The organism is Halalkalibacter urbisdiaboli, assembly GCF_002156385.1.
GTDB classification, from domain to species: domain Bacteria; phylum Bacillota; class Bacilli; order Bacillales; family Bacillaceae_D; genus Halalkalibacter_A; species Halalkalibacter_A urbisdiaboli.
Map to the genome: position 1 here is coordinate 1,113,475 of NZ_MVJM01000001.1, position 17,255 is coordinate 1,130,729.

A 17,255-nucleotide genomic window follows, 5' to 3' on the forward strand; every position below is an offset into this window, starting at 1 on the left:
GTGAGCATAGGGACAGTTCTTATGCTTCCTCGTTCGAAAAAAAGCGAGAGAACCGTCCCCTTGCTTGCCTTTCCTTGCTTCCCGTCTTTGTACTGATTATATGCTACGATACTTGCTTATATTTATATATTACATTAATTTGGTTAATCTTGAAAAAAAATCAAAAAATGATAACCCCATTATTCTTAGTCGTTAGAAGATAGGCACCATTTAAAAAGCCCTCATTATTAAATTTTCTTTTTCGGAAGCCAACAAGATAAAAAACGGGCAGTGCCAATGTGGCGACCACCCGCTCTCCCAAACATTTGCAGAATTCTTTAGTTAATGACATTCAGTGAGTCACTACCAATAAGAACACTACCATTATCTAGATAAGCTCTAGCTTCTACCTCAAAAACACCACCGTTTTGACTTTTGATTGCTTGAATGACTTCTTGTCTATCAAACATCGCATGTATCTTATTATTAGTATTCGATACTCTCGTTGCAAGAATCGTAGAACCATTCACGTTTAACTGAACATTATTCGTCGGCTCCGCTGTGGCCATACCTACATCTATGATGACTTGCAGGGAGTGATCCCCACCGTTGGAATTTAGGTTTAAGGTTTCGGGCGTAATGTTGACACTTGCATTTATCTTTTCTCCCAAGTAGATAGAAGGAATTGGCGGTTCCTTCATATCGTGTCCGAGGAAGAAGCCAGTGTGCGGTGGTTGATTATAGCCGCTGTTCTGCCATGCGATGCTTAATCGATAAATAGGATCATGCATCAAGGTATAGATGCGATGTTCGGTGAAGTCTGTTGTCGTATAAAGCCGCAGTGCGTCGCTGTCTCCCACTCTCCAAATCACTTCTTCGCGCCAATCTCCTAAAATATCAGCTTGAAGGGTAGGATTCCCTTTTGAGCTATTATTCGAAAAGGCGCCTTCTGCCGTTAGTAAATTGACGGTTTCATTATTTTCATAATCCCACTTACTAATCGTCCCTTCGGCTTCAATTCCCCAATCTACCCAGTTATGGTCGAGAAGCTCACGAAGCAAGTCACCGTCCCACCAAATCCCATAATTGATTGAGGACGGCATAGCATCGGTTATGACCTCACCGCTAGCTGAGCGTACACCTGTCGCCCTGTCATCTGGTCCTTTAGTTGGCGGAATAGCAGCCCACATTTCGGCTCCTTCATACCTTGGATCAATATCTGCTGCCATTCCTCTTCCGGTGTCTTTGTTTGTCACCACTCCCCAGATCAATTCACCGGTAGCGGCATCGCGTAACGTAGCCCCGTATTGTCCCCATTCATGCGCTTGGAAAAACTCCAAGCCAGGTCTATTCGGATCAAGATCACTCAGATGATTTGCATCTCCGTGTCCCCATCCCGTCGTATACAGTCCAGTTCCGTCGTCATCGACAGCCATTGCACCGAAGATCACTTCATCCTTGCCATCTCCGTCCACATCACCGACACTTAGGCTGTGATTTCCTTGTCCGGCATACCCTTCATTACCCGGTTCGTCACTGTCGAATGTCCATAATTTTGTTAATTCTCCATCTCTAAAGTTATAAGCGGCAAGCACTGTCCTTGTGTAATACCCGCGACTCATGACCAAACTTGGTCTCTCCCCGTCAAGGTAAGCAATGCCCGCTAGAAAACGATCGACACGATTCCCGTAGCAGTCGCCCCAATCGCAAGCATCGCCTCTTGGCGGATCATAGTCGACTGTATCAAGCGCCTTGCCCGTTTCCCCGTCAAAAACAGTCAAATATTCCGGACCGTCTAAAATATAGCCGCCTTCATTACGGTAATCGGCATTCGGATCCCCTATGACTTTACCTGCACCATCCACTGTACCATCGGCAGTTTTCATCGCAACCTCAGCCTTACCATCACCGTCCAGGTCATACACCATAAACTGAGTATAGTGAGCGCCCGCACGAATATTTTTACCTAATCCGATCCGCCACAGCAGAGTACCGTCGAGTTTATAAGCATCGATAAAAACTTCATCAGTCATGCCTGGTTGGGAATTATCTTTGGCATTATTCGGTTCCCATTTCAGCACGATTTCGTACTCTCCGTCACCATCCAAATCGCCGACGCTCGCATCATTTGCAAAGTAGTCCAGCGGTGGCGGGGGAATCACAATGTCTTCCATTTCGTGTAGAAGTTCTCCATCGAGGTACGTCCGGATGTGCCTATCAGACACCTCAATCTTAATATCGTACCAGCGGCCAGTTTCGATGCTGCCAGGAACAGTTTCGCTTACGACCGTTCTCGCACCTTTGGTCGCCTTCTGGATCGCGTGTTGACTATTGCCCCAACCACCAAGGTTGAGCCAGTAATAATTATCACTATCTTGAACGCCAAACAAAATCAACATTCCTTCAGACCCGTCGTTTTTCTTGGCCCGCAATTCAAGTGTATAATCGCTCCAATCTACACTTCCGGCTGATGCCCAGACTTCGGTGTCATTACTAGTTTGCTTGTAGACACCGTCTTCCTCCACCCATGTTCCGTTGAATACATCCCACTCATCAGTAGAACCGTCTGAGAAATCGTCAGCAAACAAAGTCTCACCGTTGCTCGTGACTTTCACATCATCGTACTCCACTTGAGTAGCCCATGAACCCATACCTATTTTCCCGGTGATGTTTTCAGGGATTTCTTCAATTTCATCATCAGTTTCCACTTTCGGTTTTTGCAATGGAATATCCATATAATTTTGAGCCCAAACACTCACAGCTTCAGACGGAGACTGCTCCTCTCCGTTTACGATTGCACGTACAAAATAACTGGAATTTTCATTGCCCTCAGTGTCCAAAAAGTTTGTGCTTGATGTTATCGGGGCTTCATTAATTTTTTCGTTATTCCGGTAAAGATTAAAAGAAATATCTTTCGGATCAGTGCCCAACAGGCGCCATCCCACATAGACACCCTCATCCGTTTTGACCGCAATAACTCCCCGATCCAATCTTTCCATTTGTCGTAGTTTTGTTGCTACAGATGCCCCTTCAGCCGAAGCAGGATTAAACGCTGGACTGTTTAATGGAAATAAAGAAAATAACATTACTACTGCCATCAAGATTGATATTCTTTTTACCATTTTTTCAAATGACCTCACTTTCATTTTTTTTAGAAGCATGCCCAATAGTGTTGCTCCTTTTCCTGCTCACTCACCTCCGAATCCTCTAAACCAATACACCGCTTTTAGGCATCGACATATCGGTTGTTAATAGCCCTTTAAGTATAAAGCGCTTACATATGATGTTATGCATACTCTTCCAAGCTGTAAATCATCATTGTTGATATTCCTTGTCATAACTGATCCTTTCTATTTATAGAGTCATTTTTAAATAATATAATCAAAAATCGATAAGGATAAAGTGGTATGAATCAAGATGAACACTACTTATTTTACTAAGATCTTAGAAAGTCATTTTCACACGTAGAATGAAAGATGGAGAAGCGGGTATACTAAGAGGACTGAAAAAGGGTGGTTTATCCTTTTTCAGTCCTCTTTTGATACGAATCTACTTGTCTGACAGAAAACATCACTTACTTTGTTTATGATTTTGCCTGCTTAAAGTTGCTTGGGGTCATTCCTTCAAATTTACGAAAGAATCGGTTGAAACTTTGAGCATTATTATAGCCTAACTCAGATGCGATCTTAGTAATTGTCAGATTGGATTCCACAAGCATTTCTTTAGCTTTCTCGATTCTCCGAAGATTAAGGTTATCAATTAAACTTTGACCTGTCATCTCGTATACAATCCTCCGCATATAAGAATAACTAATTCCAATTTCCGCCGCCATTTCTTCAAAATCAATTTCCTCGCAATAATGTTCATCCAAATAGCTAAGAATACGTTCCCCGTAATCGTTAGTCTGGAATGTTGGTTGTGTTAGGTACTGCATAATTTCGTCAAAAAAATCACAAAGATCGTTTTCAAGCTCATCCAATGTATCGATTGAAGCAAAATGCGTATAAATATTACCTCGTCCTGCAAAAATTCTCGCGGTGCTGACATTATTCTCTCTAAGATGCTTGATACAAATACCGACTAACTGATGATAAATGAATAGAATATTATCATAGGAAATGTACTCAGCGGAACGAATTTCATCACCAATGACCTTCAGCTCTTTAATAATACTGTCGAGATCACCGTTATCCATAAAGTTGAGAATACGTCTTTCACTATTAACGGGATAGATGTATTTTTGTTCATTGGCATTTTTCTTCTCCCAATAGGTAATACCGCCACTTCCTTTGACCATTCGGTGCTTAATCACTTCCATTGCTTCCCCGAAGCGCTCTGATACTAAATCCATATCGACAGTAGGACTGCTGACCCCGATCGTTACAGAATGATTCAAAACCTCCTCTGCATTATCCTTTATTTTTATAAGTGACTCATGAAAGAGCGAATCCGTTTCCTGTTTAAGTTGTTCATAATTGATGACGATGACAAAGCAACCATTGCCTTGATAAATGCACCTAGCTATCACATCATTTGTAAACATACGCTCACAATTTGAAATAAAAAGGTATCGATGGTAGCTGCGAGCATCCGGATTGTACTTGCTAACATACTGTCTATATTGATCAATTGAAATAACAGCAACTATAAAGCAAGAAGCTGAAAACACTTCATCTGCTTGCGGAGACAATTCCCCTCGCAATAATTGATGAATAGCCAAACTATGGGAATCACGTTTGCGAATCGTCAGCATCTTATGAAGAGCTTCTTCCTTATCCTGCATCGTCCTGAATGCCTCATCGAGAAAAGCGAGCTCGTTCCTTCCTTTTGCCCCTAAATTAGTCCGTGAGCTCAAATTTTGCACTAGCTTCCTCACTGGCTTGGACAACCAGGTCGCTAGAAAGAATGTTAATATGATTCCGACCAAAATAATAACGCTAGTAAGTAAAATGATTTTTTGTTGCAAGGCATGTGTCGTAATCATTAGTTCATTGACGGAATAAACCCCAACGTTTACCCATCCAAGCTTCTGAGAACGGGACCATGTATATAACATTCGTTCTCCTTCTAGTTCCCGGAACATGTACCCTTCCCTTGAATCTTGCTCTAAAATTTCACGAATAACGGGAGTCTTTCTACCATCCTCTTGCAGATAGCTTTTGTCACTGTGAGAAATAATCATTCCTTTTGAATTCATAATGAAATATTCTTGTTTCCCGGCATCCGATGTACCAAAATATTGATCAAACTCTCTTTCTAAAAAATTGACAACAAGAATCCCACGTGTATTAGTTGAAAGTTGATTAAGAGGGAAAACATAGGATACGACGTTAATGCCCGAATCAAGCTTGCGTGAATACCATACACCTGTAATCCCCCTCCGCTCTTCAAGTGCTTCCTGCATCCAGTCGATAGACTCATATCTTCCTAAAGTCGTAACGCCTCGATCCGTTGAAATGACATAGTCAGAACCACTTAGATGAAAAAAGGAAGAATAAATTCCATTATCTCTTCGCTTTAGCTGCATCAGTTCCCTTAAAACGGCTCGTACTTCGAGAACATAAAAGTAATTTGAATTGATTTCATTATAACTCTTGTAAGAATGAATGCGGTCGAATGTGTTCGTACTAGTAAGAGCCACTGTGTTCTGGGATAAGTTATTCAATGCTTTCTCGGTAAGCATACGATTCGCATTCAATTCAGCTAAAGAAGATTCAGCAATCGCCTGTTCTGAATTCTGCAATATTTGCTTGCCGCTATACCAAGTTAAAATAGCAATTGGAGCAGCCATAATACAGAAAAGGATAACTGTTAATTGCAACATCATTGGAACTCGTTTCATACGTAACCTCCTTCTCCAAATGATTCATACTCTCTCATTTATGCTACATCTCTCCAACAGCTCTACGAAAATTAATCTATCTAGAAGGGACAAACAAAGGGGGCGTGCTAATATGCCTAAATGGGTTTCATATGAGTCGCTCCTAAAATCCAGTACTATGGTCTTATTTGTATTTTCACAGCTTATGTAAAGGAAGGATAACAGATTACAGAAAAATAATGACACGAACATAAAAAGGGAAAAACAAAAAAAGAACCCCTTCATTAAAGCGCTTTCACAAAAAGTAACTTAAAAAGCTCCGTAAACCTCCAACTGTTGAAATAGAGATAAGGACAATTACTGGTTCCTTGCATATTTTGATTGATAAGAGGCCAGCTCTTTAGTGCCCTCTTATCAATCAAACGAATATGCAGAACGAGTATTCTTTTACTATTTTACCATTATTAAGTAGTTATTTGTTTATCAACATCCACAAAATCTATTTTGCTCATATTATATGTTTCTTGTAGCAGACTGCTATTTGGATTGATTAACCGGTGATACGATTTCCCCCTCCTTCGGCCCGTATTCTCTAAGTAACCTCTCATATTCTGCAGCGGTAATCGGTATGATGGAGCCGTGTCGTGGCTTAAAAGGAAGAGAATAATGTTCTGGCATACTCCATTCTCCTGAATCCAAATTCGTCGTTTCAAGTGGTAGGTAGCCCCTCAACCCATATTCATCAATATACAAATACCACTTTTCTTCCTTGTTTGATTTAAAAATAATCGGACCTTCGCCGCGTACCATAAAGGCTTCCTCAATGTTTGGATTTAACGTCGTAACGTTTGTAGCCAGCAACGAATCACTAGACTCTTGAAAAACATGCTTTCCTTTGGCAAAGCGATAAAATTTGTGATTTGCTCGGAGCATCGTCACATCAATGACAGAGTAGCCATAATCGATAAACAGCCTTGGTTCTGAGAATTCCACAAAATCTTTCGTTTTACAATAGAGCATCCGGTGGTAGCGATTTTTATCAGAGCTATCAAGCATCGATGCCCAATAGACAATAAACTCCTCATTCTCATGATCAAATATGGAGGGAACTGAAAAACTACTTTTTGTAACTCAAAGAAGAAGTAATGGCTTCACTCGTTGCGCGCCTTGCTATAAGAAAACCCACTCATAGCAAGGCTTTCAAAACCAGGCAACGGCTCCGCACATTACTTAAAGGTCACTGAAAAAAGGGGAACCCACCCTTTTTCAGTGACCTGCAAATATGGCTTCAGGAGCCCATGTGCAACCAGCTTCAGGAGGTGCAAGATAAACCATTCTTTCGTTTGACCAATGGACAAGATCACTAGACTCCCAAACCATCATTGCCTTGCTTCCCTCCGTTACTGCTCGGTCCCAGTTTCCGTTTCCTTGAATTTTTAAATCCGTGGCTAATAAATAGAAGGTATGATTGAGCGGAGAGCGAATAATAAAGGGATCACGTACTCCTTTTTCTCCTAAATCAGACGTAAGGACAGGCTTTCCCCCGTTTAATTCTTGCCAATATAGCGGATCATTCCCTTTACTTAAAGCAAAATAGACTTGCTCTCCATCTACTATATGCTCTGATTCTCCTTTGAAATACGTAAATAAATAACCTGCATAGTCTTCTTTGTTATCCATCGCTTCTCCTATCATGTATCTGACTTGCATCTAAATATCGTTAATGAATAGCTCTTTCATTTTCTTAATCAACCTTCAGATCAGTCTCTTCAAAATGATGCTGAACATTCGGATTCGCTTCATGCCATTCGACAAGCTCGATGACCGATGCTAGAAATGCTAACGTTAATCCTTGTCCCCAGCCTTGAGCCCACTTACGATCGATCTCAAGATACCCCTTCATATCCTTCATAACAGCCGTACCACCAGAAACATTTAGGACCCGGCCATTATCAGCTATATTGTCTAACACACCATGAAGGGCTTTCTGAACGTATTTTCCGTGTAGCGGATTACGTTGCATCACCATGGCTGCGGCGATTCCAGACGTTGCGGACACTTCCCCGTATGCATCCGGATAATCCAAGACAGTTCCCCAAAGCCCATCCTCTTTTTGTAGCTTTTTGATTGCAGCCAATTGATCACGCAAAGAGCAAATAATATGCATAAAGGGTGGATATAAGTAGGCTTCAGGTAACACTCTACCTACCCGTGACATTGTGTACGCCGCCCAAGCATTGGCACGAGCCCAATGAATACCGGACATATGATTCTTCTTGATGTTGTTATAGCCATGGTACCAAAGTGCGGAATCTTCATCCTGTAAATATTCAATATGCCAAACAAACTGGTGTAGCGCTTCATCAATCAGATTACTTTTTTCCAGTAAAACCCCAACTCGAAGTTGGAAATAGGCAGCCATGAAAAGCGTATCGGCCCAGCATTGCTCCGCAAAATCATTATTGAGTGAAACCGTATGTTGAAGAACTCTGTCCCCAAACCGTAACGCTTTATGCTCCAAATAGTCGATTTTACTTAATATAATATCAAGATATTTCTGGTCTTTTGTATGTTCATAAAGGGTTAGAAGAATGTGGCCCATTGAGCACGTATTAACGGTCCAACCAGGGAGTCCTACCTTTAGGTACTCATCGACCCATTCAGCCATTCGCTCCAAATAACTCGTTTCTCCAGTTACATCAAAAGCACGGCTCACTCCATAAAAGGCAACACCACCCGGCCATTCCCACGTTAAATCCATATCTAACGTATAGTTGACAACACGATCTACAACTTCCTTTAACTCATCTAGAGTAGTATCAAAATTTAGTTTCATATTTCCTCCTTTTAAGAGCCCTTACTTGGATAGTAAGGGCTCTACTGATTCGTTATTATTTATTCAAAGTAATTGTACTGACCCGCATCAATGGCTGCCTGTTTTTCATCGAGAATTTCTTGATAACCAGCGTCTAGGTAGTGTTGCTTCGCTTTTTCATATTCCTCATCAAATTTTTCTTCAGGACCAAGTACAACCTTCAAGTAAAGTTCTTGGAATAGTGCGTTCAAGTCCGCCTGGTATTCGTTTTGACTCTCAATGACAGTGGTGAACAACGCATCTGGTGTAAGATACTCTCTTATCTCTTCTTGATTCTTGAACATATCATTAACGATATACTCGAAACCTGGAGGAGACCAAAAGTTTTCCATCGCTTTACGAGTCTTTTCCTCTGAACCGAAGTATGGAGCTTCCGTCACGACGGCCCAGTAGTCTTTGTTATTATTCATAGATAGTTTTGCTTCACCACTATATTCACTATTTCTTATTGGTAAGCCTTCCGAATCAAGCGTATAGGTCTCGCCTTCGATACCATTCTGCAATTTGAATAAGTTATCTGGCTGACTCAGCCACTCAAGATACATCCATACAGCAATTCGTTCCTCATCCGTCGCAGCCTCGTTAATTCCCATAATTAATCCGAATGGGAAATTGGCACGTCCTTGTGGCTTGCGTCCTTCTGGCACGCCTGCATATGGAGGTATCACGGCAAACTCAGCTTCTGGGTTATTTTTTAATACAGCTTCGAACAGATCCGTATTGCTAGAAATGTATTCTCCATATGTTCCTGTTCTACCTGCAACAAATTCACCCTTAATGTCCTCACGCAAATAGAATTCTTGGTCAATTAATCCATTGTGATATTGATAACTCAAATTGCGAAGCCAACGCTCTGTGTCTTCCGTTGTAAAATCAGCAACCATTAAGTCCGAATATAGAGCACGGTATTCTGGGTCGATCGGCCAATCACGGAAAGCATAGTTATAATTGTAGATATTTGCTGTTAAAGCACCACCTAAAGTACCTAGCCCTGCTTCCTTCCATTTGTGAGCCATTTCATTAAACTTCTCGAGAGACGTCAAATCTTCTACTTTCATTCCAACCTTTTCAACCCAATCCTTTCGAATAATTGAAACATAGTTAGAGAAGTCTGGTCGCTCTGCAAAAAAGAAAATATTTTCTCCGTCCACGACACTATATTGGTCAATGGTTTCTTTTAAATTCTCCCAATATGTCGGAGCATACTCGGCAATTTCATCTAAATCTAATGGCTGTAAAACACCAGAACCATAATAGGATAATGCCTGTGGCATGTCATAATGGTAGATAATATCTGGTGCGTTTCCAGAAGCAAGTAGCTGTTGAAAATCTGTCACTTCATTGGAACGGGAAATCGGGACAAAATTCACATCGATGTTATGTTGCTTACCGAACTCCTCTTGGATCCAACGCGTATAGTAATTATCTGCTACATTCCAGCCTTCAAAAGCTCGATCATACACCGGGATATCGAGACTAACTGTTTCTGGAAATTTCATGTCACCTTCATTAGGTATATTTTCTGTTTCCTTTGAAGTTGATGAGTCATCCTCATTATTATTAGCTGCGTTATTTGAACAAGCCGCTAGCAAACTACCAATTGTAAATATAGCTATTACTATAAGAAAGAATTTTCTTTTCACCATGAATAACCTCCATTTTTTAAAATTATTTTGCTATTCCTTAACAGAACCTAGCATAACACCACGAACAAAATACTTTTGCACAAACGGGTATACACAAATAATAGGAAGTGTTGCAAAGACCACAACGGCCGCTTTAAGGACTTCAGGGCTAGTTGTTTGTACAAACGTCATCTCAGTTTGAAAGCTTTCACTCGCCTGAACAACAAGATAATACAATTTAAGCTGTAATGGTCGTAATGTCGTTTCATACCGAATATAAAATAGAGCATCTTGATAACCATTCCAACGACCAACTGCGTAGAAGAGGGACAACGTCGCAAGTATCGGTTTCGAAAGCGGAAGGACAATATTCCATAGAATTCGGAAATGATTTGCTCCATCCATTCTAGCCGACTCCTCTAAACTGACAGGAACTGTGCTAGTAATCGAACTTTTTAAAATGAGTAGATTAAAAGCACTAAATGCACCTGGAAGCACAAGAGACCAAATGGTATCGAGCATGCCCAGTTTGTTAACAAGTAAATAGTCGGGAATAATACCGCCAGTAAAGTACAACGTAACCATAAACATGGCTGTTATAAATGTACGCCCTTTTAATTGCTTTCGAGAAAGAGGGTAAGCAGCACAAATGGTAATAATCATGCCCAGAACCGTAAACAGAACGGTAATGAGAACGCTAACATAAAGTGATTGCAAAATGCTTTTATCGGATAATATTTGGTAATACGCATCAAAATTAAGTTCTCTAGGCCAAAGAAATACTTTATTTGCCACGACATAGGCATCATTACTTAACGATTTAGCCAACACATGAACAAAAGGCAATAGACACGTTAATGATGAAACGATAAGTATTAAACGAATACCTATATCCCATATATCAAAGCGTCTAGACTGGTTCACGTAAGTGCTACGATCGGATAGCTTCATTTTTTTACCTCCTTCCTTGTTATTCAGCATGTTTTTAGACAAAAGGAAAACAGTCTCACTGTTAATAGGTCATCGAACGATTTTTCACTATTATAGAATTCCGTCTTCCCCTAGCTTTTTTGCAATCCGATCTGCAAGTAACACGAGAATAAGTCCGATAATCGCTTGAAACAGTCCTAGTGCAGTCGCACGACTGAAATCACCATTTTCAATCCCCCATCGGAATACTAAAATTGGGATCGTCGTCGTAAATTCAGTGGTTGCCATGTTTTGCAATGCATACACTCGTTCAAATGATCCACCCATGACATGCCCCAAACTCAAAATCAATAAGACTACGATCGTCGGTCGAATGCATGGTAGGGTTACGTGCCACATCTTACGCCATCTTCCTGCACCATCAACAGTTGCAGCTTCATATAATTCGGGGTTCACGCCACTCATAGCAGCGAGGTAAATAATCGTCCCCCATCCCATGCTTTGCCAGACACCTATCGCGAGATAGCTGAATAACCAATGAAGATCACTTTGAAGAAACGGAATCCGGTTACCTCCAAGCTCTGCGATGAAATTATTCACCATTCCGCTTCCCAAACCAAGCAATTGATAAGCCAACGCTCCAATAATCACCCAAGAAAGAAAATGCGGTAAATAAAGGATTGTTTGGTTCACTCGTTTGAAGACATTTCCTTTTATCTCGTTAATTAACAACGCGAGCATAATCGGTATCGTAAAACTAAGGATAAGATCCGACACATTTAATAGCAGCGTATTACGAACGGCTTTTCCGAAATCAGGTCTAGCGAATAATTTCCTGAATACATCGAATCCAACCCACTCACTAGCCCAAAAGCCTTTAATAATATTGTAATCTTTAAAAGCAATTAGGAGACCAGACAAGGGTAAATACTTAAAAACGAACGCAAACGATATTGGAATGAACAAAAGAAAGTAGAGCTGCCAGTCTCGACGAAGATAGTAGAAAATGTTCTTTTTTTTATGCTCCACATGTATAAAAGCGGTTTCATTTTTTTGATTTATATCGACCTTTGTTTTCAAAATCTCACCTCCCTATTATTAAATAAAATTTTTTTATCCCCGTTTGCTGGCGTTGTGGCTGAAGGGGTTAGTCATAATGTTAATCAAGCTAAACACTAGAGTAAATCGTGAATATTGATTATCATATTTTACAATTGATGAAAACTAGCTAATGTAGGCGTTTTCACGGGGCGGAATGGTCATTTTTAAAGGTCATAATCAAAATTAATACCTTGTTCTAGAGTGACTATAAACCGTTTCTTACGCCTTAAAAATTACTTACTGAAACATTACAAGCTTAATAGGTAGACGCCCTCAAATTATCAAAAAGCAAATTCAAATAAGGACATATACTAATTTAGTTCTTAAAGGAAAAAAGAAAGTAACCTTCTTACACTAGTACCAGTGTAAGAAGGCTACTCCTTTTATTCGAGTCGCTATATTAAGTTATATAATCCGAATTACTTTGCCAATTCCGTAACTTCCGTTGGAGATAACGCACCTTCATACACGCGTAAATCGTCCATTAACCCTTTGAATGGAACATCCCACCAGTTAACTCCTAAGCTGAAGCTAGCATCAGAAGTCGTGAAGATATTCGGGAAGTCCGTACCACTGAACTGTTGAACACCGTCAACATACACAATAATTTCCCCATTATCCACTGTGAAGGCAAGATGAGTCCACTTATTCGTACCTATTTGCCCGTCTAAGACTGCATCATACCACCTTGAACTTCCAGACCAAACCATCGTCTTTCCATCTGACCATCCAGCTGGAAGAAGGCTTACCCAGTTATTCCCGTCTCTAGCTCCGAAGAACGTTGTCGTAAATGGTGTGATTTCTTCAGGATTTAGCCAAACTGACACGGAGTATGTGTTGCTTGAGATTAATCCATTTGGTAGACGTACTCCTGATGCGCCATTAAACACGGCAGCTTGACCGTCTTTACCATCAGTATAAGTAATCGTCCCATCTGAATTATCGATTCGATTTCCTGTTACAGTACCTTCATCAAAATTACCTGTTGTATCAGCTAACCCACCTTCAAATTGATAATGAGCAGCTAATCCAGCAGCTTTGTGCGGTAAAACAGTGATATAAAATTCTTTTGTATCAGTTACATCGCCTTTTGTGATTTTTGCAGTCAGAACAGCGTTTGTACTTTCTGAGCCAGCTTCTGGACGATTAATAACCCCAGTCTCAGAAATGACGTTCGCGTCTGATGTTGTCCATGTAATTTCTGTGTGACGTGTCCCTTCTGTAGGTAGAGGCAAATCAGCAATGACACTATCTGTATTACCAATCGTTAAATTTTCTTTCACATCAGCTACAATTTCTGCATCTGTTTTCGTTTCGATTTTGCTACCCCAAACTGAAACTCCTTTTTCTGAAACCGCTGTAAAGGTCATTACATAACGCTCAGATGTCGGATCCCAGCCACGAACGAATACACCTTTATACGTCTCACCATCTACTGTAAGTTCAACTTCGTTATGAGCCGTCTTGTTCCATGTACCATTTACATCTCCAGAAATGGTATTGTTTTTGTTTAAAGACATGAATACAGATTTCTTGATGTCTGCAGTAATTTCTTTGCCATGATTAACAAACTTATAGTCTCCAATTACATCTTGTCTATTTACCTTGTCGATCGTTTCACCTGAGTAACGGTATGGAGACACCACTGGCCACCCATCCTTATTCATATACATCTGGTGTACTCGAACTTCATGCATCTCACCTTGTTCAGGGAAACGTGAATGGAAAATCAAGTATTGTTGACCTGTTTCTGTATCATAGTAAGCTGAGTTATGACCTGGAGATACATAACCAAAGCCAATTCCTGTTCCTGGGTCACCTACTTCTCTTTCAAATAAGAAGTTCCCCATCAGTTTTACACCATATTTTTCAATGGAGCGATCATCAAAGATCGTACCTTCTTCACCATAGACATTAATCATATCATTGCCTTCTGCATCATAGTATGGGCCATCCGGATTTTCCGAGCGAACCACGCGCATGTTATAACCGCCATCTGCATCAAGGCCACCGAAAGATAGATACATATAGTAATAGTCTGTTTCAGGGCTATAAAGTACATATGCCCCCTCAATTCGACTATGGTTTCCTCCTAAAAGCTTTTTACCATAACCTTGATCTGGTAGAGGCTTTCCTGTTTCAGGATCCATTTCTAAAATGAAAATACCACCAGAATAAGACCCGTACATCATCCATAGCTTTCCGTCTTTATCAAAGAAAACATCAGGATCTACAGCATTTGGATGGATTGTTGCATCATAAATCGTTCCATCTTCACTAGGCTCATCCCACATGCCTGATTTTAGAAAAATCCCTAAATCTTTATAAGGGCCCTCAACATGATCAGCTACTGCTATACCCATTGCAGACCTTGGAGAATCACCTTTACACGCATTGTAATACATATAATACTTACCATCTTCAAGCTGAATCACATCAGCTGCCCATAGTGTATCTGATTGTGCCCAATCAAATGTTTCTTTTAATTCCTCTGTTACATCCTCAAATATTGGATTCGTTGGAGTTGCTCCATCCGCAATTTTTTCCCATTTCATAAAATCCTTTGTTTTCGCTGCTGCTAAATGCGAACCAAAAACATAATACGTGTCATCCACTTTAATAACAGATGGATCATGCACAGATGCATTCAGAAATTCAGGAACTTCTCCTTGATACTCAAGATGAGGCTTATTACTATTTTCACTCGGTTGAGTACCATTACCTTGCCCAAACACCGAAGTAGGCAGTAGTAAAGCCAATATTAACAAAACAGATATCAACTTCTGAAATAACCCTTTACTCACAAACATTCCCCTCTCTTAAACTAAATGTTAATTAAGCGCTTCCATTTTTGCAAAATTGTGATGAATCCTAAATTAAGATTCCCCCTTCAGTGCATTTTTGTAAAAACGCTTTTAACTAATACGTTAACGTTTTTACCAATACATTAATTATAATGTAAATCATATTATTGTTCAATAACAAATTATCTTTAAAAATACTAGGTAAGGTTAATAAATATATTAATCAAAACAAAGGTGTCTAACCCCCACGGCTTTAAAGCGTTGAAGGTTAGGCTCCTCTTCACTTTTGATCTAAAACATATTAACCTATTTTAACAATGTGCCTAGTGTTACGAAAAACAAACACTTAAAAACGATGAAAAAGAAAAGAAGCAAGAGAACCGTCCCCTTGCTTCTTTCCCTTATTTAATTTGAAACGATGTTGTATCATAACTACTTTCATAGTTATTTAAAGTTGTATCAGCTTTGACTTGATAGGTCCCTTTTTTCGTTGTTCTTTTCGTTGTCATTGTAAACGTAACGTTCCCGTTCTGGTCGGTTGTTCCCGTTCCAGTAATCACCTTGCCACTTAGGGGCGTAATGGCTACTGTCACTTCGGCTCCAGAAAGTACACTTCCATCTAGGTCTTTTACGTTCACTGTTATATTAACCGTTTGCCCTGCCACATAGGATGTTTGATCGGTTGTTACTTTGGTAGCCGTTCCTAAAATCTGAACTGGCTCCTCTACGATTACCGTTTCTTGACTAGTCTCCTCTTGCCCTTGTGTAGGTGCTTGAATTAACCCGTAGCCAAACCAGTTGTCTTTTCCACTTGAACCTAAATCAACTACACCTTCTTGTAGTTTCAAGCGTAAGTCTGTCGCACTTAAAGTGCTGTTAGCTTGCTTGAGTAGAGCTAAATTACCAGCCACATATGGAGTAGCCATTGATGTTCCACTCATTTGCCCGTACTGGTTATTCAAATAAGTGCTTAAAATATTTACACCAGGTGCTGCTACCTCCACTGTTGATCCTGTCGCTGAAAATGAAGCACGTTGATCCTTGGAATCTGTTGCTGAAACCGCAATAACCGATTCATAACGAGCTGGATAATTAACGGTATCCCCACTTCCATCTGAAGCACCGTTATTACCAGCAGCAGCTACGACAAGGATATTTTGACTATAAGCCTTGTCCACGATTTGTTGTAAAGTGGAAGAATGCGATGTAGTACCTAAGCTAAGGTTTATGATATCCATCTTATTGTTAATCGACCAATCGATACCTGCTACAATATCCGATAAATAACCACTTCCGTTATTGTCCAAAGCCTTTACCGCGTAAATACTAGATTCTGGAGCGATTCCAACTGTACCGATACTATTATTTCTTGCACCGATAATACCTGCAACATGTGTGCCATGCCCATTATCATCATGGTAAGAAGTCGTATAAGAAGTAAAGGCTGCTCCACCAGCAATTATAAGGTCGTCATGCTTTGCAATCCCAGTATCGACAACAGCGATTTTAACACCTTGACCTGTAAAATTTGAAGACCAGGCAGAAGGAGCATTTGTACGCGGAATTCCCCAATCTTCGGTTTGACCTTTGACGTTAACAACCTGATCTGGTTCCACCGCTATCACATTAGGATTTTTCTTCAACCCTTGGATTGCAGCAGCAGGTACCGTGATCGCTAACGCAGGTACATGCTTATATTCTCTATGAATCTTTCCTTTTGCTTGTGAAACTAAAGTCTTGTTCGCGTTTTCTTTAAATAAAACAATGACTCTTTCATTCGTACTTGCTTCAGTAGTACCTGAGAATGGAATGACTGTAAATACTAGTACAAATACTAAGAACATTAAACCGATCTTTTTCACTGAGCTTCCCCCTTAAAATGTATGAAAATCTCGCAGCTTTTTTATGTAAATACAAAAAAAAGCTACTCCGAAGAATAGCAAGGGAAAACCTTCTCTATTCGGTAGCTGGCTGGCATATCAGTTGCCCGATGAAGCCCCTAAAGCTTTGCGTCCCAAGGTTTCCCTTGGTTTGCCTTTTCGGTTAATCAATATATATCATGTGAAATTTTCTTTGTAAATGGTAAAAGTAGGCATGGGGACGGTCAGGCACCTCTTTTA

At 40.3% G+C, this 17,255-nt stretch carries 10 protein-coding genes, 1 pseudogene and 1 riboswitch; all 11 genes and pseudogenes read right to left on the minus strand.

What is annotated here, in order from left to right:
- Positions 1-317 precede the first annotated feature (317 nt).
- The 11 genes and pseudogenes from B1R93_RS23600 to B1R93_RS05695 all read right to left on the minus strand — a co-directional run bounded on the left by B1R93_RS23600 (position 318) and on the right by B1R93_RS05695 (position 16,997).
- A complete protein-coding gene (locus B1R93_RS23600) occupies positions 318-2,714 on the minus strand; it encodes a rhamnogalacturonan lyase family protein (protein ID WP_425348935.1) in 2,397 nt (798 codons plus the stop codon).
- A gap of 24 nt (positions 2,715-2,738) precedes the next feature.
- Positions 2,739-3,140, minus strand: a pseudogene (locus B1R93_RS23900) (rhamnogalacturonan endolyase family protein); the annotation flags it as partial.
- A 422-nt stretch (positions 3,141-3,562) separates the two neighbouring features.
- Positions 3,563-5,821 (minus strand): helix-turn-helix domain-containing protein, encoded by a 2,259-nt coding sequence (locus B1R93_RS05655; protein WP_088102970.1) that lies wholly within the window; start codon positions 5,819-5,821, stop codon positions 3,563-3,565.
- A gap of 516 nt (positions 5,822-6,337) precedes the next feature.
- Complete coding sequence (locus B1R93_RS05660; RefSeq protein WP_088102971.1) at positions 6,338-6,856, minus strand: glycoside hydrolase family 43 protein; 519 nt, start codon at positions 6,854-6,856, stop codon at positions 6,338-6,340.
- A 210-nt stretch (positions 6,857-7,066) separates the two neighbouring features.
- On the minus strand, positions 7,067-7,480 hold the full coding sequence (locus B1R93_RS05665; RefSeq protein WP_088102972.1) for a glycoside hydrolase family protein: 414 nt from the start codon (positions 7,478-7,480) through the stop codon (positions 7,067-7,069).
- A 64-nt stretch (positions 7,481-7,544) separates the two neighbouring features.
- On the minus strand, positions 7,545-8,636 hold the full coding sequence (locus B1R93_RS05670) for a glycoside hydrolase family 88/105 protein (protein WP_088102973.1): 1,092 nt from the start codon (positions 8,634-8,636) through the stop codon (positions 7,545-7,547).
- Between the two features lie 59 nt (positions 8,637-8,695).
- Positions 8,696-10,321, minus strand: a complete 1,626-nt coding sequence (locus B1R93_RS05675) for an extracellular solute-binding protein (protein ID WP_088102974.1) — start codon at positions 10,319-10,321, stop codon at positions 8,696-8,698.
- Positions 10,322-10,351: 30 nt separating this feature from the next.
- Positions 10,352-11,251, minus strand: a complete 900-nt coding sequence (locus B1R93_RS05680; RefSeq protein ID WP_088102975.1) for a carbohydrate ABC transporter permease — start codon at positions 11,249-11,251, stop codon at positions 10,352-10,354.
- Between the two features lie 90 nt (positions 11,252-11,341).
- A complete protein-coding gene (locus B1R93_RS05685; protein WP_425348936.1) occupies positions 11,342-12,292 on the minus strand; it encodes an ABC transporter permease in 951 nt (316 codons plus the stop codon).
- A 458-nt stretch (positions 12,293-12,750) separates the two neighbouring features.
- Positions 12,751-15,141 (minus strand): arabinan endo-1,5-alpha-L-arabinosidase AbnB, encoded by a 2,391-nt coding sequence (abnB, locus tag B1R93_RS23605; protein WP_088102977.1) that lies wholly within the window; start codon positions 15,139-15,141, stop codon positions 12,751-12,753.
- A gap of 395 nt (positions 15,142-15,536) precedes the next feature.
- Positions 15,537-16,997, minus strand: coding sequence for a S8 family serine peptidase (locus B1R93_RS05695; RefSeq protein ID WP_245308198.1), 1,461 nt, complete (start codon positions 16,995-16,997; stop codon positions 15,537-15,539).
- Between the two features lie 97 nt (positions 16,998-17,094).
- A riboswitch (cyclic di-GMP riboswitch) is annotated at positions 17,095-17,181 on the minus strand.
- Positions 17,182-17,255: the final 74 nt, after the last annotated feature.